The organism is Mesorhizobium sp. P170090, from assembly GCF_057786115.1.
Window position 1 is genome coordinate 6,300,620 of the sequence record NZ_JBYNWH010000001.1, and the last position, 25,570, is coordinate 6,326,189.

At 63.0% G+C, this 25,570-nt stretch carries 23 protein-coding genes; 9 read left to right on the forward strand and 14 right to left on the reverse strand.

All coding sequences use genetic code 11. The features are described 5' to 3' along the window. Positions 1 to 54 precede the first annotated feature (54 nt). On the forward strand, positions 55 to 1,146 hold the full coding sequence (locus AC3EML_RS30415; RefSeq protein ID WP_023683034.1) for a S1 family serine peptidase: 1,092 nt from the start codon (positions 55 to 57) through the stop codon (positions 1,144 to 1,146). Between the two features lie 80 nt (positions 1,147 to 1,226). On the opposite strand, the gene mgrA is transcribed toward AC3EML_RS30415, so the two are convergent. The 7 genes from mgrA to AC3EML_RS30450 form a co-directional block, all read right to left on the reverse strand. After that, positions 1,227 to 2,273 (reverse strand): L-glyceraldehyde 3-phosphate reductase, encoded by a 1,047-nt coding sequence (gene mgrA / locus AC3EML_RS30420; protein WP_352521591.1) that lies wholly within the window; start codon positions 2,271 to 2,273, stop codon positions 1,227 to 1,229. Between the two features lie 57 nt (positions 2,274 to 2,330). Next, positions 2,331 to 3,473 (reverse strand): Gfo/Idh/MocA family protein, encoded by a 1,143-nt coding sequence (locus tag AC3EML_RS30425; RefSeq protein ID WP_023744075.1) that lies wholly within the window; start codon positions 3,471 to 3,473, stop codon positions 2,331 to 2,333. An 11-nt stretch (positions 3,474 to 3,484) separates the two neighbouring features. After that, complete coding sequence (locus AC3EML_RS30430; protein WP_023712315.1) at positions 3,485 to 4,231, reverse strand: sugar phosphate isomerase/epimerase family protein; 747 nt, start codon at positions 4,229 to 4,231, stop codon at positions 3,485 to 3,487. A 117-nt stretch (positions 4,232 to 4,348) separates the two neighbouring features. Then, the gene (locus AC3EML_RS30435; protein ID WP_081726210.1) at positions 4,349 to 5,449 is read right to left on the reverse strand and encodes an ABC transporter ATP-binding protein; all 1,101 of its coding nucleotides are present in this window, start codon (positions 5,447 to 5,449) and stop codon (positions 4,349 to 4,351) included. Positions 5,450 to 5,454: 5 nt separating this feature from the next. Continuing rightward, positions 5,455 to 6,390, reverse strand: a complete 936-nt coding sequence (locus AC3EML_RS30440; protein ID WP_023669802.1) for a carbohydrate ABC transporter permease — start codon at positions 6,388 to 6,390, stop codon at positions 5,455 to 5,457. Further along, complete coding sequence (locus tag AC3EML_RS30445) at positions 6,383 to 7,276, reverse strand: carbohydrate ABC transporter permease (protein ID WP_023683029.1); 894 nt, start codon at positions 7,274 to 7,276, stop codon at positions 6,383 to 6,385. Before AC3EML_RS30445 ends, AC3EML_RS30440 begins: the two co-directional genes overlap by 8 nt. 81 nt (positions 7,277 to 7,357) lie before the next feature. Then, complete coding sequence (locus AC3EML_RS30450) at positions 7,358 to 8,596, reverse strand: ABC transporter substrate-binding protein (protein WP_023683028.1); 1,239 nt, start codon at positions 8,594 to 8,596, stop codon at positions 7,358 to 7,360. A 392-nt stretch (positions 8,597 to 8,988) separates the two neighbouring features. Between AC3EML_RS30450 and AC3EML_RS30455 the strand changes: the two genes are divergently transcribed. Then, positions 8,989 to 10,032, forward strand: a complete 1,044-nt coding sequence (locus AC3EML_RS30455) for a LacI family transcriptional regulator (RefSeq protein ID WP_023683027.1) — start codon at positions 8,989 to 8,991, stop codon at positions 10,030 to 10,032. Between the two features lie 34 nt (positions 10,033 to 10,066). On the opposite strand, the gene gndA is transcribed toward AC3EML_RS30455, so the two are convergent. Beyond that, on the reverse strand, positions 10,067 to 11,494 hold the full coding sequence (gene gndA, locus AC3EML_RS30460; RefSeq protein ID WP_023735129.1) for an NADP-dependent phosphogluconate dehydrogenase: 1,428 nt from the start codon (positions 11,492 to 11,494) through the stop codon (positions 10,067 to 10,069). A 206-nt stretch (positions 11,495 to 11,700) separates the two neighbouring features. On the opposite strand from gndA, the gene AC3EML_RS30465 reads away from it, so the two are divergent. Further along, positions 11,701 to 12,138: a VOC family protein gene (locus tag AC3EML_RS30465; protein ID WP_488505382.1), complete on the forward strand. Its 438-nt coding sequence runs from the start codon at positions 11,701 to 11,703 to the stop codon at positions 12,136 to 12,138. A gap of 25 nt (positions 12,139 to 12,163) precedes the next feature. Here the strand turns inward: AC3EML_RS30465 and AC3EML_RS30470 are convergent, their stop codons facing one another. The 5 genes from AC3EML_RS30470 to AC3EML_RS30490 all read right to left on the reverse strand — a co-directional run bounded on the left by AC3EML_RS30470 (position 12,164) and on the right by AC3EML_RS30490 (position 16,514). Next, positions 12,164 to 13,789 carry a copper resistance CopC/CopD family protein gene (locus AC3EML_RS30470; RefSeq protein ID WP_352521594.1) on the reverse strand — a complete coding sequence of 542 codons (1,626 nt, stop codon included), beginning with the start codon at positions 13,787 to 13,789 and terminating at the stop codon, positions 12,164 to 12,166. A gap of 53 nt (positions 13,790 to 13,842) precedes the next feature. Then, positions 13,843 to 14,361 (reverse strand): YcnI family copper-binding membrane protein, encoded by a 519-nt coding sequence (locus AC3EML_RS30475; RefSeq protein ID WP_352521595.1) that lies wholly within the window; start codon positions 14,359 to 14,361, stop codon positions 13,843 to 13,845. 39 nt (positions 14,362 to 14,400) lie between these two features. Beyond that, positions 14,401 to 14,940, reverse strand: a complete 540-nt coding sequence (locus AC3EML_RS30480) for a copper chaperone PCu(A)C (RefSeq protein ID WP_352521596.1) — start codon at positions 14,938 to 14,940, stop codon at positions 14,401 to 14,403. 104 nt (positions 14,941 to 15,044) lie between these two features. Continuing rightward, a complete protein-coding gene (locus tag AC3EML_RS30485; RefSeq protein ID WP_023728562.1) occupies positions 15,045 to 15,401 on the reverse strand; it encodes a DUF2946 family protein in 357 nt (118 codons plus the stop codon). 210 nt (positions 15,402 to 15,611) lie between these two features. Then, positions 15,612 to 16,514 carry a GntR family transcriptional regulator gene (locus tag AC3EML_RS30490; RefSeq protein ID WP_352463286.1) on the reverse strand — a complete coding sequence of 301 codons (903 nt, stop codon included), beginning with the start codon at positions 16,512 to 16,514 and terminating at the stop codon, positions 15,612 to 15,614. Positions 16,515 to 16,771: 257 nt separating this feature from the next. On the opposite strand from AC3EML_RS30490, the gene AC3EML_RS30495 reads away from it, so the two are divergent. From AC3EML_RS30495 to AC3EML_RS30520, 6 genes are all read left to right on the forward strand, one after another. Next, positions 16,772 to 18,277: a UxaA family hydrolase gene (locus AC3EML_RS30495; RefSeq protein ID WP_023712307.1), complete on the forward strand. Its 1,506-nt coding sequence runs from the start codon at positions 16,772 to 16,774 to the stop codon at positions 18,275 to 18,277. A gap of 52 nt (positions 18,278 to 18,329) precedes the next feature. After that, positions 18,330 to 19,328: an aldo/keto reductase gene (locus tag AC3EML_RS30500; RefSeq protein ID WP_352443908.1), complete on the forward strand. Its 999-nt coding sequence runs from the start codon at positions 18,330 to 18,332 to the stop codon at positions 19,326 to 19,328. A gap of 300 nt (positions 19,329 to 19,628) precedes the next feature. Further along, complete coding sequence (locus AC3EML_RS30505; RefSeq protein ID WP_352443909.1) at positions 19,629 to 20,621, forward strand: ABC transporter substrate-binding protein; 993 nt, start codon at positions 19,629 to 19,631, stop codon at positions 20,619 to 20,621. A gap of 146 nt (positions 20,622 to 20,767) precedes the next feature. After that, on the forward strand, positions 20,768 to 22,291 hold the full coding sequence (locus AC3EML_RS30510; protein WP_352521597.1) for a sugar ABC transporter ATP-binding protein: 1,524 nt from the start codon (positions 20,768 to 20,770) through the stop codon (positions 22,289 to 22,291). 23 nt (positions 22,292 to 22,314) lie between these two features. Then, a complete protein-coding gene (locus AC3EML_RS30515) occupies positions 22,315 to 23,280 on the forward strand; it encodes an ABC transporter permease (RefSeq protein ID WP_023683015.1) in 966 nt (321 codons plus the stop codon). Positions 23,281 to 23,354: 74 nt separating this feature from the next. Then, positions 23,355 to 24,371, forward strand: coding sequence for a zinc-binding alcohol dehydrogenase family protein (locus tag AC3EML_RS30520; protein WP_352521598.1), 1,017 nt, complete (start codon positions 23,355 to 23,357; stop codon positions 24,369 to 24,371). Positions 24,372 to 24,659: 288 nt separating this feature from the next. Here AC3EML_RS30520 and AC3EML_RS30525 read toward each other — a convergent pair whose 3' ends face one another. Continuing rightward, the gene (locus AC3EML_RS30525; protein ID WP_023683013.1) at positions 24,660 to 25,511 is read right to left on the reverse strand and encodes a sugar phosphate isomerase/epimerase family protein; all 852 of its coding nucleotides are present in this window, start codon (positions 25,509 to 25,511) and stop codon (positions 24,660 to 24,662) included. Between the last annotated feature and the right edge of the window lie 59 nt (positions 25,512 to 25,570).

Consider the following 25,570-nt stretch of genomic DNA (forward strand, 5'->3'; position numbering starts at 1 on the left):
GTTATGCGTCATGGCGGCATGGCTCGGCATTTTTCATCTCAGGAGGGTTTCAAGGTGAACATTATCCATCGGTTCAGGCCGCTTGCCGCTGCATCGCTGCTGGGCATCGCGGCCGCTTTCCCCGCTGTCGACGCGCTCTATGCAGCCGACGACGCCGCCAGGCCGGAAGCGGCGGTCTCGCCGATGCAGCGCGTCGCCGAATCCCGGGACAAGGCCAAGGCCGAGAATCCCGACGGGGCCGACCGCGTCTATGGCGGCAAGGAAGCCGACAAAGGGGCCTATCCGTTCCAGGTGGCGCTGCTGACCAGCGCCCGGCTGGACCCCAGCCCGGCCTCGCAGCCGAACGCGCAATTCTGCGGCGGCAGCCTGATTGCTCCGCAATGGGTGCTGACGGCGGCGCACTGCCTCAACGACAAGGGCCGGCCGATTTCGCCCGACACGGTGACCGTGCTGACCGGCGCCACCGATCTTACCGAAGGCAAGCGCTACAAGGTGGTCGAGGTCATCGTCAACGAGGGCTACAGCGAACAGACGCTGGACAATGATCTCGGCCTGCTCCGGCTGGCGGAGCCCGCCGATGCGCCGGTCATCAAGATCACCAATGAGCCGACGCCAGACAGCGGCAAGACCACGGTCATCGGCTGGGGCAAGATGCAGGACGGCACCTTCCCGACCGCGCTGATGGTGGCCGATCTCGATCTCGAGCCGAGCGCTGCCTGCAACAGCGGCATCAAGTCGATCTATGCGCATGACCTAAAGGCGGCACTTGGCGATCTCTCCCACCGGATGCGTTATTCGGAAAAGGGCATCGATGCCGCCGCCAATGCGATCGCCGCCGATATGTCGGATCCGCTGACCAAGAACATGATCTGCGCCGGCACCGACAGCGGCGAACGCGACGCCTGCAACGGCGACAGCGGCGGTCCGCTGTTCATGACCGGCGCCAACGGTCCGGTCCAGGTCGGCGTCGTCTCCTGGGGCGAAGGTCCGTCCGACGGCACCGCCGCTTGCGGCCACAAGAATGCCTATGGCATCTACACGCGATTGGCCAACTATACGGGTTGGATCGAAGCCAAGATGAAGACCCCGGCTCCGGCAGCCGCGGCGGCGCCCAAGGCCGGTCTCGGCACGGCCAAGAAGCCCTGAACGGGCCCGAAGCTTGATAAACGCAAAACGGCGGGATCTTTCCCGCCGTTTTGATTCATGTCCGGTGCCGGCTGTTCCGCTTACTTCCGCGGCGGGCCTTTGCGCTCGGCCGACGCCGCCCACAGATTGATGTCGGACTCGCGTGCGTAAGTGTCGATTTCGGCGAGCTCGGCATCGCTGAACTCGAGCACCTTGAGCGCGCCGACGCAGTCCTCGACCTGTTCGGGCCGGCTGGCGCCGATCAGCGCCGAGGTGACCCGGCCCTTGCGCAGCACCCAGGTCAGCGCCATCTGCGCCAGCGTCTGGCCACGCTTGCCGGCGATCGCGTTCAGCGCCTGGATGTTAGCGATGGTCTTTTCGTTGATGAAGGCGGGCCGCAGCGACTTGCCTTGGCTGGCGCGGCTACCCTCGGGGATGCCGCCGAGATATTTGTCGGTCAGCATGCCTTGCGCCAGCGGCGAGAACACGATCGATCCGACACCGAGCCCTTCCAGCGTATCGAGCAGTCCGTCCTCTTCGACCCAGCGGTTGAGCATCGAATAGCTCGGCTGATGGATGATGCAGGGCGTACCGAGCTGCTTCAATATGTCGGCCGCCTCGCGCGTGCGCTGCGAATTGTAGGACGAGATGCCGGCATAGAGCGCCTTGCCAGAACGCACCGCATGGTCGAGCGCGCCCATCGTTTCCTCAAGCGGCGTATCCGGATCGAAGCGGTGCGAATAGAAGATGTCGACATAGTCGAGCCCCATCCGCTTCAGGCTCTGGTCGAGGCTCGCCAGCACATATTTGCGGCTGCCCCATTCGCCGTAAGGCCCTGCCCACATCTCATAGCCGGCCTTGGTCGAGATGATCAGCTCGTCGCGATAACTGGCGAAGTCGGTGCGCAATATCTCGCCGAAGGCGATCTCGGCCGAGCCCGGCGGCGGGCCGTAATTGTTGGCAAGATCGAAATGGGTGATGCCGATATCGAAGGCCTTGCGCGCGATCGCCTGCTTGGTCTTGTGTGGCGTGTCGTTGCCGAAATTGTGCCACAGGCCGAGCGAGATCGCCGGCAGTTTCAGGCCGGATCGCCCGCACCTGTTGTAGAGCATTTTCTCATAGCGGTTTTCAGCCGGCTGCCAGCGCATGGGTACAGATCCTGGATTGTAAGGGTGTCGGCGCGAGCGCGCCGACACCCTTCTACCTCATTTCTGCTTCGCCAACAGTCCTTTTGCGTCCTTGACGCCGAGTGCAGCTGGCCGCTCGCAGCTGGTCTGCATGGCGACGAACTTGCCGGTCTCGCCCGACCGCAACAGGCCGGTCATGACGTCGACGGCATGCAGCGCGAGCTCCATCGAGCAACGATGCGGCCGGCCCTCGGCGATCGCCAGCGCCATGTCGGCAAGGCCTGCGGTGCGGTAGTTGGCCATCATGCCCTGGCCGTGCATTTCGTTGGGCACGCCGAACGGATGCTGCCATTTCGGCAGTTTCTTCACCGGTTTTGCCGCCTTGGTTATGCGCACGTCGCCACCGAAGAAATTCGGATCCGGCACGAACACCGTGCCCGTCTCACCATAGAGTTCCATCGGCGCGTGACCATGCGCCCAGACGTCCCAGCTGGTGTTGAGCGTGATCACGGCGCCGTTCTCGAACTCCAGCAGGCCGTGGATCGTTGTCGGCGTGTTGACCGGGATTTTCTCGCCCGCGCGCGGTTTCGACGAGATCGTGCGCTCCTTGGCAGGCGTTGTCGCGAAGGCCGCCACCTGCTTCACCGGCCCGATCAGCTGGATCAGGTTGGTGATGTAGTAGGGCCCGATGTCGAGCACCGGCCCGGCGCCCGGCTGGAAGAAGAAATCGGGATTGGGGTGCCAGTGCTCCATGCCGTGGCCCATCACATGACAGGTGCCGCTGGTGATCTTGCCGAGCGCGCCGGTGTCGATGAGGTTGCGCACCAGCTGGTGCGCGCCGCCGAGGAAAGTGTCCGGAGCCGAACCGATGCGCAGCCCTTTCTTCTCGGCCCGGCTCTTGAGGTCGAGCCCTTCCTTGACCGACAGCACGAACGGCTTTTCCGAATAGACGTGCTTGCCGGCATCGAGGATCTGCTTCGACACCCCGTAGTGCACCGCCGGGATGGTGAGGTTGACGATGATGTCGATCTCGTCATCCTTGAGCAGTTCTTCGACGGTCTCGGCGCGCAGCTTGAACTCCTTCGCCCGTGCCTTTGCCGCGTCCATGTTGATGTCGGCGCAGGCGCGCATCTCGATGCCGCGAAACAGAGGCGCCAGCGAGAAATACGCTTTCGAGATGTTGCCGCAGCCGATGACGCCGATACCCAGTTTCTTTGCCATGATGATTGTTCCTAGTAAGCCTTGACGGATGCGAGCGAGCGGCTGGCGAAGCGCTCGATGTCGTTGGGGTTGTCCTGTTCCATGACGTAATATTTGGCCGCGCTCTTCGCCCGAAGTGTCTTGATCAGGCCGGCCCAGTCGATGGTGCCGTGGCCGACATCCGCCCAGCCGTCCTCGTCAAGGCCTTCGCCTGACTTGGCCATGTCCTTGACATGGACGGCGCTGATGCGCTTGCCGTGCTTTTCGATCCACGGCAGCGGATCAACGCCGCCGCGGACTACCCAGGCGACGTCCATCTCCCAGCCGATGTCGGGCGCAGCCGACAGGATGTGATCCTGCGGCACCGAGCCGTCGGCGAGTGTCTTGAACTCGAAATCATGGTTGTGCCAGGCAAAGCCGTAGCCGGCTTTTTTTGCGATCTCGCCGACCTTGGCCAGACGCTCGCCAAAGCCGCGCCAGCCGGCAGCGTCGGCCGGCCGCTGCTCGGCCAGCAGATAGGGACAGATAACGAGCGTGATGCCGAGTGCGTCGGCTGTTTTGCGTACGCCGTCGAAATCATTCTCCAGCGCATCGATCGAGAAATGTCCGGTCGGCATCGAAAGCCCGTTCTTGTCGAGTTCGGCGCGGAACGCCGTGGGGTCGTCATAGACGCCGCCGAAACCTTCGACTTCCTTGTAGCCGAGCTTGCCGAGCATTTTCAGGATGCCGTCCCACGGCTGGAAATTGCGGGCGCTGTAGAGTTGGAATGACCAGTTCATCGTCTCTGTCCGTTTCTTGGGTGGTTAAGGCTTGGGGATGTTTTCGGGGGATCGTTTCGCGAGATCGTTTTAGGGGGATCGTTCTTGGGAGGATGGTTTGCGGATGATTCTAGAGGGTCACAGGCGATTGCCGGTCGCAGCGTCGAACAGCGAGGCGCGCGCCGGATCGAAACCGAACTGGATCGGATCGCCGCTGCGCAGCGTCCGTTCCGCTTCGACGCGGAAGGAGAAGTTGCGGCCGGCAAGCTTGGTCCACACCAGCGTGTCGGAACCCATCGGCTCAACGATCTCGACCGAACCGCCGGCGGAAAACGGCATCGACTTTGCAGCGTCACCGAAAGCGATGTGTTCAGGCCGTATGCCCAGCACGCAAGCGCCGGCCGGGCGCTCCGTGCCGTCAAAGGTATAGCGGTCGAGCGGCACCGAAACACCGTCGGTCCTGAACGCCGGAGCAGCACCGGCTTCCAGCTCCCCTTCGAGGAAATTCATCGCCGGCGAGCCGAGGAAGCCCGCGACAAAACGGTTGACCGGCCGGTTGTAGATCGTCTGCGGCGCGTCGAGCTGCTGGATGACGCCGCCGCGCATGACCGCGATACGGTCGGCCAGCGTCATCGCCTCGATCTGGTCGTGGGTGACGTAGATCATGGTGTTCTGCAGCTTGCGATGCAGAAGCTTGATTTCGACGCGCAGTTCCGAGCGCAGCTTGGCGTCGAGATTGGATAGTGGCTCGTCGAACAGGAAGACATCGACGTCGCGCACCAGCGCCCGCCCGATCGCCACGCGCTGGCGTTGGCCGCCGGACAAGGCCGCGGGCTTGCGCTGCAAAAGCGGCTCGATCTGCAGGATCTCGGCGGCGCGTGCGATGCGCTTGGCGATCTCATCCCTGGGCACGCCGGCAACGCGCAGGCCGAACGACAGGTTCTTCTCCACCGTCATTTGCGGATAAAGCGCATAGGACTGGAACACCATGCCGATGCCGCGATCCTTGGGCTCCTCCCAGGTGACGTTCTTGCCCTTGATGAAGATGCGGCCTTCGGAAATATCGAGCAGCCCGGCGATGCAGTTGAGCAAGGTCGACTTGCCGCAGCCCGAAGGACCGAGCAGCACGATGAACTCGCCCTCGGCGACCTCGAGATTGAGGGTCTGCAGCACCGATACAGAGCCGAAATTCAGGGACAGGTCCTGGATCGAAACGCTGGTGCCGTTGGCTGCCATCATCGCCATCACCCTTTCACCGCACCGGCGGCGATGCCGCGCACGAAAAGCTTGCCGGAAATGAAGTAGACGATGAGCGGCACGAGCCCGGTCAGGATGGTGGCGGCCATGTTGACGTTGTACTCCTTCACGCCTTGCACCGAATTGACGATGTTGTTGAGCTGCACCGTCATCGGATAGGTGTCGGGGCGGGTGTAGACGACGCCGAACAGGAAGTCGTTCCAGATGCCGGTCACCTGCAGGATGATGGCGACTACGAAGATCGGCAGCGACATCGGCGCCATGATCCGCAGGAAGATGCCCCAGAAGCCGGCGCCGTCGACCCGTGCCGCCCTGAACAGCTCTTCCGGCATCGAGGCAAAATAGTTGCGGAACAAAAGCGTGAGGATCGGCATGCCGAAGATGGAATGGACGATCACCAGGCCGCTGAGGCTGCCGTAGAGGCCGATCTCGCGCAGGATGATGACGATCGGATAGATCATCACCTGATAAGGGATGAAGGCGCCGACGATCAGGATGACGAAGAATGTGTCGGCGCCCTTGAAGCGCCAGTTGGCCAGCGCATAGCCGTTCACCGAGGCGATCGCGATCGACAGCAGCACTGACGGCACAGTGATGCGCACCGAATTCCAGAAGCCGCGCGAAAGCCCGTCGCAATTGAGGCCGGTGCAGGCGGTCGCCCACGCCTTCACCCACGGTTCGAACGTGATTTCGAGCGGCGGCGAGAAGATATTGCCCATCCGTATCTCGGGCATGCCCTTAAGCGAGGTGACCACCATCACGTAGAGCGGCAGCAGATAGTAGACCGCCACCACGATCAGCGTGCCATAGAGGAAGATATTGCGGCGCGAGAAGACATGCCGCGGCTTCGGCCCGCGCGGCCCGGAGGCTTCGCGCTCGGCGGCACCCGCGCTGGCGGGCAAAGGGACGGCCGGGTCAGCCACGCTTCCTGCCTCCAAATTCAAGGTAGGCCCACGGCACGACGACGATCACCACCGAGAGCAGCATCATGGTCGAGGCGGCAAAGCCCTGGCCAAGATTCTGTGCGAAGAACATGTAGTCATAGACATATTTGGCCGGCACTTCGGAGGCGATTCCGGGGCCGCCGCTGGTCTGGGCGACAACGAGGTCGTAGACCTTGACGATGCCCGACGCGATGATGACCAGCGTGGTGATGAAAACCGGCCGCATCATCGGGATGACGATGAACAGATAGGTCTTCCACATCGGGATCCCGTCTACCCGCGCTGCCTTCCAGATGTCCTCGTCGATGCCGCGCAGGCCGGCCAGCATCAGGCACATGATGAGCCCGGTGCCTTGCCACAGCGCCGCAATCGAAATGCCGTAGATGACGATGCTGGAATTGTAGAGCGGGTCGAAGTTGAAGCTCGTCCAGCCGAGGTCCCGCACCACATGCTGGATGCCGAAATCCGGATTGAGCAGCCACTGCCAGACCAGGCCGGTGACGATGAAGGAAAGCGCGAACGGATAGAGGAAGATGGTGCGGAACGTGTCCTCGAAACGGATCTTCTGGTCGAGAAGCGCTGCAAGCAGGAAGCCGATGACCAGTGAGAACACGAGCGAGATCGCGCCGTAGATCAAAAGGTTCTCGATCGAGATCAGCCAGCGCGGCGTCGCCCACAGCCGGTAATACTGGTCGAGCCCGGCGAAATTCAGCCGTGGCAGCAGCTTCGAATTGGTAAAGGAATAGAACACCGTCCAGACGGTGCCGCCGACGAAAACCACCGACGCGGTGAGGATCATCGGGATCGAGGCGACCTTCGCATTGATGTTGCGGAACAGCGGGTTGGGGCGTTCGCTCTTGCTCATCTCGTCAGCCGGCTGGGTAAGGGCGGTGCGATCCCGGCCCTGCTTTCGCAAGGCCGGGAGCGAGGTGTATTGCCTCCAACGTCAGTCTGCCGAAGCGATGAGGTCGGCGAAGCGCTTCTGCGCGTCTTCGATGGTCAGGTCCGGCTTGGCGAAGAATTCGGCGAAGAGATCTTCCTTCTGCTTCTGGGTATCCTGCGAAAGCAGTTGGTCCGTCCACGGGATGACGGCGCCCTTGGCGAGGATGGCCAGACCCTTCTTCATGCAGTCGTTCGCCGCATTGAGATCGACGTCACCGCGCACCGGCAGCGAGCCCTTCTTGAGATTGAAGGCGACCTGAGTCTTGGGGTCGAGCAGCGTCTCTGCCAACACCTCCTGCGCCTTGGACTTGTCGGCATCCTTGAGCAGCGGGAAATAGAAGGCGTCGCCGCCGGTGGCGATAACTTCGTTCAGACCGAGGCCCGGCAGGCAGGCATAGTCCTTGCCGGCGACCTTGCCGGCAACCTGGAACTCGCCTTGCGCCCAGTCACCCATGATCTGGCCACCGGCCTTGCCGGTGATGACGAGATTGGTTGCCTGGTTCCAGTCCTGCACATTGGTGTTCTTCGCCATCTTGCGGGCATCGTCGGCGGCCTTGAAGACCTTGGCGATCTCGGGCCCGGCGGCGAACTTGGCATCCTTGTCCTTGTAGACCTTGAGGAACGCGTCGGTGCCGCCGACCGCCGCCAGCAGCACGTCGAAGGCGCCGGAAGATTGCCAGGCCTGTCCGCCGACAGCGAGCGGGATGATGCCCGCCTTTTCCAGGGCGGGCGCTGCCGCCACGAATTCATTCCAGTCCTTCGGCAGCGGCACGCCGGCCTTCTCGAAGGCTTCGTTCGACAGCCACAACCACTGCCAGGAGTGGATGTTGACCGGCACGCAATAGATCTTGCCGTCGATGGTGCAGCTGTCGAGCAGGCTCTTCGGCCGCACGATTTCCGTCCACTTGCCCTTGGTGGCGACATCGGTGAGGTCGCGCATCAGGCCGGCCTGCACCAGTTCTTCGGCCTGCCGGCCGTGATTGAACTGGGTGGCGCCCATCGGATCGCCGCCGGTGATGCGGCTGATCATGATCGGCCGTGCCGTGCCGCCGGATCCGGCAATGGCGCCGTCGACCCAGTGATTGCCGGTCGCGTCAAAAGCCTTCGCGAATTCCGCAACCGCCGCCGCCTCGCCGCCCGACGTCCACCAATGGGTGACTTCCAGGTCGGTGGCGGCCGCCGGGCCGGCAAGCTGAAGCGCGGCCGTCGCGGCAAGGGCAGCGGTCAAAAGTCTATAGCGCATTTCGGTTCCTCCCAGAATCTGAAACGTTACAGATTTTCGATACGGCAATTATGCGGTGCGTGCAACCCCTGAGATAAACGCGCTCGAATGTTTTTTCGAGGCGCGAACAAATTCGTTGCGTGCAAACCGGCAAACTCCGCGCAAAACCGGGTGCTGCGCTGCAAAATCATGCTGCAGCGCAAGAAAACCGTCTCGAACCTGATTGTCGCGCAACGTTTCTAGCCGCCAAAACCCTGCCAAAACCATGGCTTGAGAGACCCACGCGCTGCGATGTTGGAAATCTGTAACGTTTCAGTATATTGAGGCCTGACGGCGAAGAACCGTGCCACATCGTCATCGAAGCGATTGTCGGCTGGTCCGGCGGCTGCTATGCGCCTGACGGGGCGGGACGAATGGACAGGGACCAGACGGAGAAGGACGACGAGGCGTCGGCGCATGAGCGGCCGACGCTGAAAACGCTTGCCTTCATGACCGGGCTCGGCGTCACCACCGTCTCGCGCGCGCTCAAGGATGCACCCGAGATCGGCGCCGAGACCAGGCGGCGGGTTCAACTCGTCGCCAGGCAGATCGGCTACCGGCCGAACCGCGCCGGCGTGCGCCTGCGGACCGGCAAGACCAATGTTATCAGCCTCGTGCTCAATACCGAGCGCGAGATCATGAGCTTTGTCTCGGACATCATCTACGGCGTCTCGGAGGTCATTGCCGACACACCCTATCACCTGATCGTCACGCCCTACTCGCGCTCGCAGGATCCGCTGGACCCGGTAAAGTATCTGGTCGAGTCCGGCTCGGCCGATGGCGTCATCATCTCACGCACGCAGCCCAACGATCCGCGCGCCCGCTACATGCTGGAGCGTGGCATACCCTTTGCCACGCATGGCCGCACCGATATGGGGCTTGTCCACCCCTATCACGACTTCGACAATTACGCCTTCGCCGCCGAAGCGGTGCGCCATCTGGCCAGCGTCGGCCGGCGCCGGCTGGCGCTGGTAGCGCCGCCGGTCGGGCTCACCTATTACGACCACACGGTCAATGGCTTTGCCGACGCACTGAGCGAGGTCGACGCCAGCGAAGTGCCGTTCAACGCTGTTTCGATCGACCAGTCGATCGATCAGATCAGGACGCGGACCGCGCAGTTGATGCGCCGCGACGTCAGGCCGGACGGTTTCGTCAGCAGCGCCGCCGCAGCAACGCTGGCCATCGTCGCCGGCATCGAGGATGCCGGCCTGAAACTCGGCCGCGACGTCGATGTCGTGTCCAAGCAATCGTCGGAACTGCTGCATCTGTTCCGCCGGGAGTTGCTGATCGTCAACGAAGATTTCCGCCTCGCCGGCACCGAGCTTGCCCGCGCCGTGCTGGGCTGGATAGGCGGCGCGGCACCTGGCTCTTTGCAGACTGTGGTCAAGCCAGGCGACGTCGTCGCGTATCAGGGCTGACTGGCACGACCTGAGAGGTCCGCCTCACCTGACCCTAGCCGGCAGCGCCGCTGCCCCATGGCCCATGGAAAGCGCCCTGCTCGCCGATGCGCTCGAAGCCATGCGCGCCGAAGAAGTCGCGCTGCGCCTGGATCAGGTTCGAGGTGCCGCGGCCCTGGCGGTAGCTGTCGAAATAGGCAAGTGCCGACGCCAGTGCAGGCACCGGCGAGCCTGCTTCCGATGCCTTGGCAACGGTGCGCCTAAGCGACGGATGCGCCTCCTGCATCATGGTGGTGAAAGCCGGCGCCATCAAAAGGTTGGTGGACGCGCCGCCCGAGCCGAAGGCTTCCGCCATGGTGTCGAGCATCTGCGAGCGGATGATACAGCCGGCACGCCAAATCTTGGCGATGGTCGGCATCGGCAAGTTCCAGTTGAACTCCTTCGAGGCGGCGCTCATCACCGCGAAACCTTGTGCATAGGCGGCGATCTTGCCGGCGAGCAGCGCCAGCTCCAGATCTTTCAGAAATGCCGCCTTGTCGCCGGAGATCTTGGTGACGCCGATATTGCCATAGGCTTTTTCGGCCGCCTGCCGCTCATCCTTGATCGAGGACAGCACGCGGGCCGCCACCGCCGCCTCGATGGCCGTCGCCGGAATGCCGAGCTGCTGCGCCTCGATGACAGACCATTTGCCGGTGCCCTTCTGGCCGGCACGGTCGAGGATGATGTCGACCACCGGCTTGCCGGTCTTTGCATCGTCGGCGGCCAGCACCCTGGCGGTGATCTCGATCAGATACGAATCGAGCCGGCCCTTGTTCCAGTTCTCAAAGACCTTGCCGATCTCCTTCGGCCCCATGCCGAGACCGTCACGCAGGATACCGTAGATCTCGGCGATCATCTGCATGTCGGCATATTCGATGCCGTTGTGGATGGTTTTCACGAAATGCCCGGCGCCGTCTGTGCCGAGCCAGGCAGCGCACGGTTCATCCTTGAACTTGGCCGAGATCGCGGTCAGCACGCGTTCGACGCGCTTCCACGAGTCTTCGGTGCCGCCGACCATGATCGACGGTCCATGGCGCGCGCCTTCCTCGCCGCCGGATACGCCCATGCCGATGAAGGTGAGACCTGAGCCCGACAGTTCCGAAAAGCGCCGCATCGTATCGCGGAAATTGGCGTTGCCGGCATCGATGACGATATCGTTGTCAGACAACACGCCGCGCAGCGCTTCGATCTGTTCGTCGACCGGCTTGCCGGCCAGCACCATGATGATGACCGGGCGCGGCGGCTTGATCGCAGCTGCCAGTTCCTCCAGGCTGTAGCAGGGCACCACCATGTCCCTGAGCGAACCGGCGCCTTCGAGGAAGGCATCGGTGCGCGCCTTGGTGCGGTTGAAGACGGCGATGCGGTGCCCGTGCTCGGCAATGTTGAGCGCGAGGTTGGAGCCCATTGTGCCAAGGCCGATCAGGCCTATTTCGGCTTTTTCCATCGTTTCTTCCCTGCTTTCGGATTTTGTTGAGGCCGCGTTTTTCGGGATGCCCATTTTTCGGCGAGATGATTGACGGGCCTTTCGCGCCACGTCAACCGCCTCGCCGAATTGTGTTGCGTCTGCGTTGTGTCAGACCGAGTCAGGAAGGGTCAGTTGGTGACCAGGCGACGCCTTGCCGATCGAACATATGGCGATAGGTTGGACATATGGCAGTCAAACGGATGGACAATGTCGAAATCGTCGTCGAGGACCTCGACGAGACAGTTGCTTTCTTTCGCGAGCTCGGCCTCGAACTGGAAGGGCGGGCGACGATCGAAGGCGAGTGGGCCGGACGTGTCACCGGGCTCGGCGATCAGCACGTCGAGATTGCCATGATGCGCACACCGGACGGTCATAGCCGGCTCGAGCTCTCCCGCTTCCTCACGCCGCCTGTCGTTGCCGATCACCGCAACGCCCCGGTCAATGCCCTGGGCTACCTGCGCGTCATGTTTACCGTGGACGACATCGACGACACGCTTGAAAGGCTCCGCAAGCGTGGCGCGCAGCTGGTCGGTGAAGTCGTCCGTTACCAGGACGTGTATCGGCTCTGCTACATCCGCGGGCCGGAAGGGCATCTCATCGGGTTAGCCCAGGAACTCGGCTGAGCGTCCTTCGCGGGCGGGCTGAATATCACTCGGCGCGGATATCGATCGGCGCTTCGATCTTTATCACTTCGAAATCCGAAACCAGAATATCGAGCCGCGCCGTCCAGCGGCCTGGAATCGGAATGACGAGATTATCGACCCGCCAGGTGCCGTCGCCTGGCTTGGTCGCCGGACGCTTGATCGGCTCGATCCCCGAATCGGGCTTGGACAGCACCAGCGTCACTTCCTTGGCGTCGAGCGGGCCGAAATCGCCATCCATGATGACGATGGAGGCGGTGACCTCCCCGGTATGGCCGGGCGTGATGTCGATGTCGGCCATCGCCTTCATAGTGTGGATATGGGTCGACGTCGGTTGTGCCGCGGCGATTGCCAGGGCCCGTGGCGGCGGCGTGAAGCGCCAGCCGGCGGCAACGCCGAAGATCAGGAGCACGATCAGCATTTCGACTGAGATCGAGCGGCTAAGCCGTCGCCGCACTTCCGTCGCTCCGGCCTCGGCCAAGGCGGTGAGCCGCCATCGATTGACCGCCGCCAGCGTGAACAGAAACACCAGCAGCGCCAGCTTGATCAGCAGCAGCCGGCCATAGGCGGTGTTGACCAGTGCCGCCGGTGTCTGCACCTGGATGATGGCGAGCACCACACCGGCGGCGGCAAGCACTACCACCACGGGCATGATCGCGCGCGAAAACCGCCGCAGGAACGCCCCGGTTTCCACCGATTGGCTGCTCAACGCCAGGCCGAGCGGCAGCAATGCTCCAGCCCAGAAAGCGATGCCGGCGCCATGCAGGAACACCATAGGCCGCGTCAGCCATTGCGGTTCGGCTGCACTGGCATGGCCGCTGGCGGCAAGGGCTGCACCCACACCGGCCAGCCCGGCGAGCGCCAACGGCCTGGCGCCAGCACGCGATCCGACCAACGACAGCAGGCCAAGCCCGAGCGCCGCCAGCGAAATCAGCACCGTCCAGCCGAAGCTGGTGCCAAGCGCCGTCCGCCAGACCACCGGTTGCGCCAGCCGGGCGAGTGGCGCGCCCAGCGCGTCCAGCCCCTGGAACCCGAGCGACAGGGGTGCTGCGACCAGCCCGCACAGGATGGCGGCAATGACGAAGCGCTGGCCTGAGCGCTGGCCTTGCGCCAGCCATGTCAGCGCGAAGGCGCCGCCAATGCCGAGGAAAAGCCCGATGTAGAGAAGAACCTTGCCGGTCCAGATCGCTGACCGCAAATCTATATCGACAGCTTCCCCCACCGCCGGCGCCGCACTTGGCGCGCCAACGGAAAACAGCACCGAGCCGCCGACCGGATGGCCATCGGCGGAAATCACCCGCCAGCTCAAGACTTGGGTGCCCGGCCCGAGCTTTTGTGGATTGTCGATCTCAACCGTTTGGTCGCTCAACCGAAACGAGGTCAAAGCGACAGGCGTACCGTCGGGCCGCACCAAGGTCAGCACCAGCGGCGACACAGGCTCGCTGAAGGTCAGCGAAAATTGCGTCGGCGCTCGCTCCAGAACCGCGCCGTCGGCAGGCTCGGCCTTGATCAGCGCCGCATGGGCAAAGGCCTGGTTTGGCGTGGCAAGGACGGCAAGCAGCAGGATCGCGGCCAGCAAGCCGAAGCACCTGCCGGCTGTCCGTTCTATCCGCTGGAAACAGGCCACGTTCATGCCATCCACCAAAACAGTGGCGCGCCGCTTCGAAGCAGCGCGCCGCCAATGCATCATTTCTTCGGCAGCAGGTTGAGGCCGGGCGCCGGATCTTCCAGCGCATCCTCATCCTGACCAGCCGCCGGAATCTCTATCCAACGCGCGGTGGCGCCATCGCATTCCTGCACCACCGGAAAATAGAGTTTTTGCCCGGCCGGCAGATCGGCGGCCAACGTGCCGCGGAAGACGAACTCGTCATAAAATTCATCCGGCAGGCTGCCGCCGCTCCAGTCGACTTCCTTGACGCCCGAGGTCACCGCCTCGCCATAGAGCTGGTAGGATTTCTCGTACTTGCCTTTCTTGACCTGCAGCGTCCAGCCCGGCTTCGGCATCGGCTTCACTCCGATCACCCCTTCCGGGATCTGCACGCGCACGGCAATCGTCGCCTTGCCGTCGCAGCCATGCGGCACCCGCAGCACGGCCTTGTAGGTCGAACCGACCGGCGCTTCCTGGGTTTCGAGCGTGATATGGCCGAAGGCAGCGCTCGTCCCCAGGACAAGAAATGCAGCGGCCGGCAAAAGATACTTGTTCATGATGGTCCCTCTCGAAAAATCGGTTGGCAAATTGATTGGTCAGTCGTTGTCTTCGAGGGGTGGCGCGCTGCCTATGGCTTGCACGGCAAACTCGACGGTCACGGTTCCGGCCTTCTCGAAAGTCAGCGTGGCGGCAAACATCTGGCCTTCTTTAGGCGGCTGCTTCAAATCCATGAACATCACGTGGTAGGCGCCGGGACCCAGCGTGACCTTGCCGCCCGCCGGGATATCCAGGCCAGCACTGACCGGGCGCATGGTCATGACGCCATCCTTCACCCCCATTTCATGCAGTTCGGCCTTGCCCGAAATGTCGGAGGAAATCGATAGCAGCCGGTCTGGCGCGCTGCCCTTGTTGACGATGGTGAAATAGCCGCCGGCAACCTTGGCGCCGGCCGGCGTGGCGCGCGACCAGGGATGCTCGATCTCGATGTCACCGGCCTTGAATTCATGCGCAAGGACGGAATGGGAGCCGACGAACAACAGTGCAAAGGCGAACAGGGCGCTGCCGAGACGCTGCTCGATAGTGCTGAATAAACGGGTGCTGCGGTGCAACGCGCCGGCACGAAGAAAACGGAACATGGGTAGGCTCCATGAATATAAGGTCGCGCCGTTGTCGGGCTGCGAACGTGTTTGTCATTGGATGATTATCGCCTGCGCAGGTTACGCAAAGCGAGCGGCGGTTTTCAGCCCGCAAGCGGCGGCGCGCGCGGATTGGCCGGAGAGCGCTCGCGCGTGACGTCGGGATGCCTGACTGCCGGCGGGGCAAAAGCGACTGTTTCCAAGTACTGGCTGACCGGCGCCAGGCCGACGCCTGCCGGCGGCGCATAGGCGACGGAGGCCATGCTGCAGCCGAGCATGCAGCACGCCGGCATATGCTGCTGGTGCGGATCGCCGCCGGGAAGCTTGACCGCTCCCTCATGGCTGCAGATGACATTGCCGAAAGCGTCGAGTTGCGAGGCATCCGGCGCAATGCCGAAGGCAAACACGCCGAGCGTCGACTGGAGCAGCAGCACACAGGCCGCGACAAAGGCGGCCGTCATGCTCCATCTCTTACGCCGGAAGTCCAAAGACCTGCCTCTTCACGCAGCAACGCGTGGATATCTAGCACGCGGCATGTCGGCGGAAAATCGCCAAATCATCGCTGCGGCAACGCGGCGCGTTCGATCCATGTCGCACAAAAGTGCGCAGCGGTTTGGGATAACGCATGAGGCAGAGATCTTGTGCGCATAACGTCCCTTCGGACGTCGCGCTCAGGAAGCCGGGCGGCCGCCGATTTCCGGGATCGACGTCAACAGCGTGTGGCGTGCCGACTTCAGATGCTTGCGGCAGGCGGCGTCGACCTTGCCGAGATCGCGCGATTTCAGCGCCGCGATGTAGGCGAGATGCTCGCCAACCGCGACTTCGTTGCGTTCGCGCTCCTGCGCCTTGTTCCACTGGTAGTGGTAGTGAAAGATCATGGCGATGACGTCGTAGAAATCGACGATGAAGCGGTTGTGCGACGCCCGGTGGATCAGCCGGTGGAAGCGCTCGTCTAGCTCCGAGAATTCGTTGAAGCGGATGGCGATTTCGCTGGCCAGAAGCCGGTGCTCGTCTTCCAGCCGGTCGAGATCCGCCCAGACCGGACTATCCCCAGGCAAGGCGGCAAAGGCCGCCGCCGAGCGTATCTCGAACATTTCGCGGATTTCAGTGAGTTCGAGCGCAAAGGCACGGGTAAATCCTTTCAGCACCCAGTGGCTGTTGCGCCGCTTCTCGATCAGTCCGAAGCGGGAGAAGCGGATCAGGAACTCGCGCACGCTGGTGGTGCCGACGCCGATCTCGCGCGCCAGTTCGAGCTCGTTGATCTGCATGCCGGCCTCGGCGCCGCCGGCCAGCAACCTGCGCATAAACGACCGCTCGATGATCTGGGCCAGTGTGTCTGTCTCCTCCTCGGGGAAGAAATCATCCGGCTTCGGCGCCCTGAGCACTGTCTTGCTGCGTTTGTTCCACGCGATCAGCCCGGTCTCTTCCATGCGCGCCAGAATGGTGCGCACGGTGGTACGGCTGACGCCAAGCAAAGTGCCCAGCTCCGGCTCCGACGGCAGGCTCTGCGTCTCATCGAGCAGCCGCAGACCCCTGTTGTAAGCGTCCTTGTAGACGTTGTTGCTCTTCGACATCCCTGCCCCGTTGCGCGCCGGCGCTTGCTGTGGCTGGCTTGAAGCGCGATATCACATATGTCCTGGCGCTGACCCGGCAAAGCAAAACGCTCTGCGTGTCAGACGCCGCTCCCCACAAGCCAAGCGTCCATCGGACGCATGGTCTCCTCCTGAAAAAACAATTGACGCACAAATGTTTTTTCACGATAAAAGACATTATATGTAAACAGACGCGTGTCAATCCGCGCATCCCCAGGAACAGACCCAGGAAACTGCCCGTGAACGCCTCGAACAGCATTCTTCTGTCCCCCGCCGACAATGTCGCGGTCGCCAATGGCCGCATCGAGATCGGCACCCCTCTGCCCGGCGGCGCCGTCGCCACGGCCTTGATCGAGCCCGGCCACAAGGTGGCGATCAAGCCTATCGCCGTCGGCGAGGCGGTGGTCAAGTATGCCCAGGCCATCGGCCGCGCCACCCAGGACATCGCGCCCGGCGACCACGTCCATTCGCACAATCTGGTCTTCGAGTCCGGCCGTCTGCCGGTCGTGCCGCCGAGCGAAGCGGAGCATGCCACCGAAGCCGACCGCGCCCGGACATTCATGGGCTATCGTCGCGCCGATGGCCGTGCCGGCACGCGCAACTTCATCGGCATCATCGCCAGCGTCAATTGCTCGGCCACCGTCTGCCACGCCATTGCCGACGAGGCCAACCGCGTGCTGTTGCCGAAATATCCGGGGATCGACGGCTTCGTCCCGATCGTCCATGGCCAGGGCTGCGGCATGAGCGGCACCGGCGACGGCATGATGGTACTGCACCGCACGCTCGCCGGTTACACCCGCCACCCGAATTTCGGCGGCGCGCTGATGGTCGGCCTCGGCTGCGAGGTCAACCAGCTCACCCTTTACGGCCAGAAGGGTGCGGCGGCGGGAAAACGCCATTTCAATATCCAGGACGCCGGCGGTTCGCGCAAATCGGTCGCAAAGGCGATGGGCGTGCTCGCCGAAATCGCCGAGGAAGTCGGCCAGTATCAGCGCGAGCCGATCCCGGTCTCGGAGATCGTCGTCGGCCTGCAATGCGGCGGTTCCGACGGCATGTCGGGCATCACTGCCAATCCGGCGCTGGGAGCGGCGGTCGACATCCTGGCCGGCGTCGGCGGCATCGGCATCCTGTCGGAGACGACGGAGATCTATGGCGCCGAACATCTGCTCGCCTATCGCGCGGCAACGCCGGAGATCGCCAAGAAACTCGACGGTTTCGTCAAATGGTGGGAAGACCATGTCGCCAAGCACGGCGCCTCGATCGACAACAACCCCTCGCCCGGCAACAAGCGCGGCGGCCTGACCACCATCCTGGAAAAGTCGCTGGGCGCCGTGGCCAAAGGCGGCCAAACTCCGCTCAACGGCGTCTTCGGTTATGCCGAAAAGGTCACCGGCAGTGGCCTAGTGTTCATGGACACGCCCGGTTACGACCCGGTCTCGGCGACCGGTCAGGTGGCGGGCGGCGCCAACATCATCGTCTTCACCACCGGCCGCGGCTCCTGCTTCGGCTGCCGGCCCACGCCGTCGATCAAGGTCGCCACCAACTCGACCATGTACCACCAGATGGAAGAGGACATGGACGTCAATTGCGGCGTCATCGCTTCGGGTGAGAAGACCATCGCCGGCATGGGCCGGGAACTCTTCGAACTCATCGTCGAGACGGCATCGGGCCGCAAGACCAAGAGCGAGGCGTTCGGCTACGGCGACAACGAGTTCGTGCCGTGGCACCTCGGCGCGACGCTCTAACCACCGACGAAAAAAGCGGGCTGCAACGACTGCCCACAAGGGGAGGCTTTGGATGGACAAACGCCGCATCGGCACGACTGCGCTCGAGGTCACTGAGATAAGCTTCGGCGGAGCGGCGATCGGCGGGCTCTACCGGGCCTGTCCGCGCGAAGCGGCGATGGAGACGCTGCAGACAGCCTGGGATGCCGGCCTGCGCTATTTCGACACCGCGCCCTTCTATGGCTTCGGCCTGTCGGAGCGGCGGACCGGCGATTTCCTGCGCTACAAGCCGAGGGATTCCTATGTGCTGTCGACCAAGGTCGGCCGCCTGTTCCGCCCGGTGCCGGAAGACCAGGTTCCCGATCATTCCTATGTCGACCCGCTGCCTTTCGCGCTCGACTACGACTACTCGTATGACGGCATCATGCGCTCGGTCGAGTTCTCCTATGCCCGGCTCGGGCTGAACCGGATAGACATCCTGTTTGTGCACGACATCGGCACCTACACACATGGCGTCGAGAAGACGAAGCTGCACTTTCGCCAGCTGATGGACGGCGGCTTGAAGGCGCTGGACGAGCTTAAAACGTCGGGTGTAATTTCCGCCTATGGGCTCGGCGTCAACGAGGTGCAGATCTGCCTCGACGTGCTGCGCGAAGCACCGCTCGACTGCATCCTGCTGGCCAGCCGCTATTCGCTGCTCGACCGCTCGGCTGAAGCCGAGTTGCTGCCGCTGTGTCGTGAGCGACAGACTTCGCTGATCATCGGCGGCGTCTTCAACTCCGGCATCCTGGCGACCGGACCGGTGCACGGTGCGCATTTCGACTATCTGCCGGCGACGCAGGACATACTCGAGCGTGTAGGCGCGATGGAGAAAATCGCTGATGAGGGCGGATATCCGCTGGCGGCGGCTGCATTGCAGTTTCCGCTGCAGGAGCCTGTCGTGGCCAGCGTGCTGACCGGAACGGCCAAGCCCGCCAACCTGACGCGCAACCTCGACCTGTTCGACATCCAGGTGCCGCAAGCGGAATTCGCCCGCTACGCTCCCTACACCATCGTGCAGGAGCTCGGCTGACGAAACGCCACGATCACGGTTCTCAAGAAGGAATGAATATTCCATATTGACTCGACGGTGGAATTAATATTCCATGATGATCAAGGAGGATCGGGAGCGTCTGGACGTGGCACTGAGGATCGGCAGGGAGGTTTCCCCGCCAAGCCATGCGCAGGCCGATATGAAACACCGCTTGCGTCGGCCGGACCGATGCACTATCAAAAGCGGCAACTGTTTTTTATTGATAAAGTTCTGTTTGGGCCGCGCCTATCCAAATGGAGCTTCCGTAACCTTCACCGGGCGATCTAGGGAGGATTCCTAATGAAATTCGTGACCAGCATTCTCAACCGCCGCTCACTGATGGCACTAGCTGCCGCCTCGATGCTTGCCGGCACGCTGCACACGGCGCCGGCTTCGGCGGCGGAAGTGACCATTCCGATCATCGTCAAGGACACCACGTCCTTCTACTGGCAGATCGTCCTGGCCGGCGCCCGCAAGGCCGGCAAGGATCTCGGCGTCAACGTACCCGAACTCGGCGCCCAGGCTGAAACCGACGTCAACGGCCAGGTCTCGATCCTCGAGAATGCCGTCGCCGGCAACCCGGCCGCGATCGTCATCGCGCCGACCGAATTCAAGGCGCTCGGCAAGCCGATCGATGAAGCGGCCAGCAAGGTCAAGGTCATCGGCATCGACTCCGGCGCCGACTCCAAGGCGTTCACCTCGTTCCTGACCACCGACAATGTGCAGGGCGGACGCGTCGCCGCTGACGGTCTTGCAGCAGCCATCGGCGAAGCCAATGGCGGCAAGATCGAGGGCGACGTCGCCCTGATCACCAACGCGCCGGGCGCCGGTTCGCTGGAGCAGCGCAAGCAGGGCTTCACCGAGCAGCTGGCCGCGAAATATCCGGGGCTCAAGCTCGTCGCGGACAAATATGCCGACGGCCAGGCAACGACCGGTCTCAACATCGCCACCGACCTGATCACCGCCAACCCGAACCTCAAGGGCATCTTCGCGTCCAACCTGATCATGGCGCAGGGCGTCGGTCAGGCTGTCGCCGAGAATAACCTTGGCGGCAAGCTGGCGCTGGTCGGCTTTGACAGCGACGAGAAGCTGATCAAGTTCCTCAATGACGGCGTCATTTCCGCGCTCGTCGTCCAGGATCCGTACCGGATGGGCTATGACGGCATCAAGACCGCGCTCGCCGCCTCGAAGGGCGAGAAGGTCGAGGCCAATGTCGACACCGGCGCCAACCTGGTGACCAAGGCAAACATGAAAGACCCCAAGATCGACGCCCTGCTCAACCCGAAGCTCTGAGCCCGTCAGGCAAAAATCGTTTCCGGGGCCTCGCGCCCCGGAAACACCGGATACAAGCTTGAATATCCACCGGCTTGAATCACCTCGACGATGTGGCTGACTGCATCGCGACGTGCCAATCGTAAGGCCAATCTGGGAGGATTGTCATGACGCCCACGGCGCAGGAACTGCACCCGGCCCCAACGCTAGCGCCCGGCAGGACGATCCTCGAACTGCACGGGCTGGAAAAACGCTATCCCGGCACGCATGCGCTGAAGCCCGTTCACCTTGCCTTCAAGGCAGGTGAGATCCACGCCATCGTCGGCGAGAACGGCGCCGGCAAATCCACCTTGATCAAGCTTCTGACCGGCGTCATGCCGCGCACCTCCGGCGATGTCATCTGGGAGGGCAAGCCGGCAGCGCTGGCAACCCCGCACGAGGCAATGGCGCTGGGCATCAACGCCGTGCATCAGGAGGTCGTGCTCTGTCGCCATCTCACCGTCGCCGCCAACATGTTCCTCGGCGAGGAGAATTCGCGCTTCGGCATCCTGCAGCAGCGCGCCATGGTCAAGGAAGCGCAGAAGATCATCGACGGTCTCGGCTTCGACCTGCCGGCGCATGTCATGCTGGGTGACCTCACCATCGGCCAGCAGCAGCTGATCGCCGCCGCCCGCGCCACCGTGCGCGGCACCAAATTCCTGATCTTCGACGAGCCGACCGCCTATCTCACCCGCAAGGAAGCCGACCAGCTGTTCACGCTGATCCGCAGGCTCAAGGGCGAAGGCGTCACCATCATCTACATCAGCCATCGCATGGAAGAGGTGTTCGAACTCGCCGATCGCGTCTCGGTGCTGCGCGACGGCACGCTGGTCGGCACCCGCAACATTGCCGAGACCAATGACGCCGAGCTGGTCAAGATGATGATCAACCGCTCGATCGAGCAAGTCTACCATAAGGAGCATTTCACCCCCGGTGCCGTGATCGTTGAAGCGAAAAACCTGTCGGGCAAGGGTTTCGAAGACGTCTCGATGACGGTGCGCGCCGGCGAGATCGTCGGGCTCTATGGCCTGATCGGCGCCGGGCGGAGCGAGTTCGTCACCACGCTCTATGGCCGCCACAAGAAGTCGGCCGGACAGGTCCTTTGGCAAGGCAAGCCGGTCCACATCAATTCCGAGCACGACGCGATCAAGCTCGGCATGGCGCTGGCGCCGGAAAGCCGCCGCGACCAGGGCCTGTGCCTGAACCTGCCGGTCGGCCTCAACCTCAACCTGCCGATCTATAAGCGCATCTCCAGCAACATGCTGATCTCCGGTGCGAAGGAAAAGGCCGAGGCCGATCGCCAGATCGCCGGCCTCCGCATCAAAACGCCGACGCGCGGCGCCCTGGCCTCCAGCCTGTCCGGCGGCAACCAGCAGAAGATCGTCATCGGCAAATGGCTGGCGCATGGCGCCAAGCTGTTCATCTTCGACGAGCCGACCGTCGGCGTCGATGTCGGCACCAAGGCCGAGATCTACCGCCTGTTCGGGGAACTGTTGTCCAAGGGCGCCGGCATCATCCTAATCTCGTCCTATCTGCCCGAGGTTTACGAGCTCGCCGATACGCTGCACGTGTTCCGGCGCGGCAAACTGGTCGCCAGCCATGGCTTTCGCGCCGCTAGCCACGAAGACGTGCTGACGCAGGCGATCGGCTGACAAAACAAGAAACGGGAGGAACCATGAGCATCGAAACCGTCGCGATCGAAAAACCGAAACGGAACTACAACGTCCTGTTCGGGCTGACGCTTCTGGCGTTGCTGGTTCTGCTCTGGATCGTGCTGTCGGTGGCGACGCCGAGCTTCGCCTCCTCCAACAACATCGCCAATCTTTTGCGGCAGGGCTCGATGATCGCCATCATGGCGGTCGGCCAGACCTTCGTCATCATCACCGGCGGCATCGACCTCTCGGTCGGCGCCGTGGTCGGCTTCGCCACCGTCATTGTCGCCATGATGATCAATGCCGGCTTCCCGATCTGGGTCGCCATTCTGGTGACGCTGCTGGTCGGCGTTGCCATCGGCCTGTTCCATGGCTTCGGCATCGTCAAGATGGGCCTGCCGCCCTTCATCATCACGCTGGCGACGCTGACCTCGTTGCGCGGCATCGGCCTGTTGATGACCAACGGCAATTCGATCAACATCAACAGCGACAGCTTCACCGCGTTCTCGCGCAGTTCCTTTGTCGGCATCCCCAATCTGTTCTGGATGGTGATCCTGGTCGGTATCCCGGCCTACATCTTCCTGCACCACAGCCGCTGGGGCCGCTATCTCTTCTCTGTGGGATCCAATGCCGAGGCCTCGCGCCTCTCGGGCGTCAATGTCCAGCGCACCATCTACATGGCCTACACGCTGTCGGGCCTATGCGCGGCCTTCGTCGGCGTGCTGCTGGCGGCGCGCATCGGCATCGGCAACCCGACCCAGGCCGAAGGTTGGGAGTTGCAGGCGATCGCCTCATCGGTGATCGGTGGCACCTCGCTGTTCGGCGCCGTCGGCTCGGTGCATGGCCCGCTGCTCGGCGCCTTCATCCTGGCCACCATCAACAACGGCGCCAATCTGCTCAACGTCAACTCGTTCTGGCAGCGCATCATCACCGGCGCGCTGATCATAATCATCGTCTATTTCGACGGGCTGCGCCGTCGCGGCAAGTAATTCTCCCTGACCTTCTGCGCCGGCCTGCTTAACAACGGACCGGCGCCTTTTTCGAGAAACACTGGAATTGCCGAATGAAAGCTGTTGTCTGCCGCTCGCCCGGCGAGCTTGTCCTGGAAGACCGGCCGGCGCCAGGAGCGCCGCCTGCCGGCTGGGCGCTGGTCGCCGTCAGCCATGTCGGCATCTGCGGCACCGACTACCACATCTTCGAAGGCAAGCACCCGTTCCTTGCCTATCCCCGCATCATGGGCCATGAAGTGTCGGGCACCGTCGTCGAGACCGGCGAAGATGTCGACCTTGCCGTGGGCGAGCCCGTCATCATCAATCCCTATCTCGCTTGCGGAAAATGCATCGCCTGCCGGCACGGCAAGCCGAATTGCTGCGTCAGGATCGAAGTGCTTGGCGTCCATCGCGACGGCGCCATGGCCGAGCAGATCCTGGTGCCGGCGCAGAATCTTTATCCGGCAAACGGCTTGTCGCTGGCCGATGCGGCGGCGGTGGAATTCCTCGCCATCGGCGCGCATGCCGTGCGGCGCGCTCGCGCCGAACCAGGCGCCCGCACGCTGGTCATCGGCGCCGGGCCGATCGGCCTTGGCGCAGCGCTGTTTGCGCGCATCGCCGGGCTCGATGTCAGCCTGCTCGACATGAGCACGGAGCGGCTGGATTTTGCAAAAGGCGAACTCGGCTTCGCCACGCTCGACGGTTCACAAAAAGCGGCAGCCGAACTGGTGCGCGAGGCAACCGGCGGCGAAGGGTTCGACGTCGTCTTCGACGCCACCGGCAACACCGCCTCGGTGCAGTCGGCCTTCGCCCATGTCGCGCATGGCGGCACGCTCGTGCTGGTCAGCGTCGTCAAGGATGACATCGTCTTTTCCGACCCGGAATTCCACAAGCGCGAAATGACATTGATCGGCAGCCGCAACGCGCTGAAAGTCGATTTCGACCACGTCGCCGCCTCGATCCGCAACGGCGCCGTGCCGCTGGCAAAACTCGTCACCCACCGCACCACGCTGGCCGGCACGCCGGATGATCTCACCCGCTGGGCGCATGAGAAATCGGGGTTGATCAAGGCTGTGATCGAGGTGGGGTAAGACATCCGAAAAATTTGGTGGAGCGATAAGTGCCGAGTTAAGGCAGATCGCATACCTCGGCGATTTGCGAAAAGGCCCGTCGCTTCCTCATCCACGGGCGGAGCAAGGAGCGAAGCGACGCGGCGCAGACCCGAGGTTTCATTCGGTGACGTCTGCGCTAGAATCCAGCGGTGCAAAAAGAGGCGTCCATTCGCATCTCCTACCTGCACCGCTGCGGCGCGCGACAGTCGCGGCATGGGTCCTCGAGTCTCCGCGTCCGCTGCGCCCGTGGATGAGGGAAGTGAGCGGCTAAGCCGCCCGCTTCCACCCATCCCTGATATGCCTGTATCCCTCGCGATAAACTGCCTCCGGCGTCTCGGAAAAATCCCGCCACACCTTGGTCGCCGCCGCCAGATCCTTCAGCGACCTGCCAAACGCCTCGATCGTCAGCCAGTCGTCATAGCCGCTCTTGCGGATGGCCGCGAAAGTCTCTTTCCACGGAATGTTCCCGCGTCCCGGCACGCCGCGATCGTTCTCCGAAATGTGGATGTGCACGACATTCCGCCGGTGCTTCATGTAGGCGCCGATCGGGTCGGCTTCCTCGATATTGGCGTGGAAGGTGTCGTACATCGCCTTGATGTGCGGCCGGTCGATGGCATCGACGTGCTCGGACAGATCGGCCATCGTGTTCAGCAGATAGCACTCGAAACGGTTGAGCGCCTCCAACCCGATGGTAACGTTCCGCTTGCCGGCATGATCGCCAATGGCGCGTTGCGAGGCGATCGAGCGCTTCTTCTCGGCAGCGGTCGGCCCGCTGCCGGAGAAGGCGCCGAGCGTCGAATGCAGCGGCCCGCTCAGCGTACTCGCGCCGAGCGCCTGGGCGCAATCGATCGCCCATTTCATGTAGCCGATGCCGGCCTTGCGGGTCGCGGCATCCGGCGAAATCAGATTCATCGCCGGGTCGCCCATCGCCGTAACAGCCGTGCGCTCCAACCCGATGCGGTCGAGCAAATCGCCAAGGTTCTTGTAGTCCTCTGGCGTGCCTGAGAAGATCGGTATCTCGACGCCGTCGAAGCCGGTCGCCTTGATGTCGCGCAGCAACGGCTCGTGTTTCTTAGACACGGAAGTCGTCCACAAAAACATGCACATGCCGATTTTCATCGACAGCCCCTCCCCGTTTGACGGCGCGCGCTGGTTTCTTTCGCACCTCGCACCATGCG

Coding starts and splice junctions, on each gene's coding strand:
- AC3EML_RS30470 (WP_352521594.1), bottom strand. CDS start 13,789: ATGAACGTGGCCTGTTTCCAGCGGATAGAACGGACAGCCGGCAGGTGC.
- AC3EML_RS30505 (WP_352443909.1), top strand. CDS start 19,629: ATGAAATTCGTGACCAGCATTCTCAACCGCCGCTCACTGATGGCACTA.
- AC3EML_RS30480 (WP_352521596.1), bottom strand. CDS start 14,940: ATGTTCCGTTTTCTTCGTGCCGGCGCGTTGCACCGCAGCACCCGTTTA.
- AC3EML_RS30485 (WP_023728562.1), bottom strand. CDS start 15,401: ATGACGGCCGCCTTTGTCGCGGCCTGTGTGCTGCTGCTCCAGTCGACG.
- AC3EML_RS30425 (WP_023744075.1), bottom strand. CDS start 3,473: ATGGCAAAGAAACTGGGTATCGGCGTCATCGGCTGCGGCAACATCTCG.
- AC3EML_RS30510 (WP_352521597.1), top strand. CDS start 20,768: ATGACGCCCACGGCGCAGGAACTGCACCCGGCCCCAACGCTAGCGCCC.
- AC3EML_RS30525 (WP_023683013.1), bottom strand. CDS start 25,511: ATGAAAATCGGCATGTGCATGTTTTTGTGGACGACTTCCGTGTCTAAG.
- mgrA (WP_352521591.1), bottom strand. CDS start 2,273: ATGCGCTGGCAGCCGGCTGAAAACCGCTATGAGAAAATGCTCTACAAC.
- AC3EML_RS30515 (WP_023683015.1), top strand. CDS start 22,315: ATGAGCATCGAAACCGTCGCGATCGAAAAACCGAAACGGAACTACAAC.
- AC3EML_RS30475 (WP_352521595.1), bottom strand. CDS start 14,361: ATGAACAAGTATCTTTTGCCGGCCGCTGCATTTCTTGTCCTGGGGACG.
- AC3EML_RS30450 (WP_023683028.1), bottom strand. CDS start 8,596: ATGCGCTATAGACTTTTGACCGCTGCCCTTGCCGCGACGGCCGCGCTT.
- AC3EML_RS30465 (WP_488505382.1), top strand. CDS start 11,701: ATGGCAGTCAAACGGATGGACAATGTCGAAATCGTCGTCGAGGACCTC.
- AC3EML_RS30445 (WP_023683029.1), bottom strand. CDS start 7,276: ATGAGCAAGAGCGAACGCCCCAACCCGCTGTTCCGCAACATCAATGCG.
- gndA (WP_023735129.1), bottom strand. CDS start 11,494: ATGGAAAAAGCCGAAATAGGCCTGATCGGCCTTGGCACAATGGGCTCC.
- AC3EML_RS30430 (WP_023712315.1), bottom strand. CDS start 4,231: ATGAACTGGTCATTCCAACTCTACAGCGCCCGCAATTTCCAGCCGTGG.
- AC3EML_RS30500 (WP_352443908.1), top strand. CDS start 18,330: ATGGACAAACGCCGCATCGGCACGACTGCGCTCGAGGTCACTGAGATA.
- AC3EML_RS30520 (WP_352521598.1), top strand. CDS start 23,355: ATGAAAGCTGTTGTCTGCCGCTCGCCCGGCGAGCTTGTCCTGGAAGAC.
- AC3EML_RS30455 (WP_023683027.1), top strand. CDS start 8,989: ATGGACAGGGACCAGACGGAGAAGGACGACGAGGCGTCGGCGCATGAG.
- AC3EML_RS30435 (WP_081726210.1), bottom strand. CDS start 5,449: ATGATGGCAGCCAACGGCACCAGCGTTTCGATCCAGGACCTGTCCCTG.
- AC3EML_RS30490 (WP_352463286.1), bottom strand. CDS start 16,514: ATGTCGAAGAGCAACAACGTCTACAAGGACGCTTACAACAGGGGTCTG.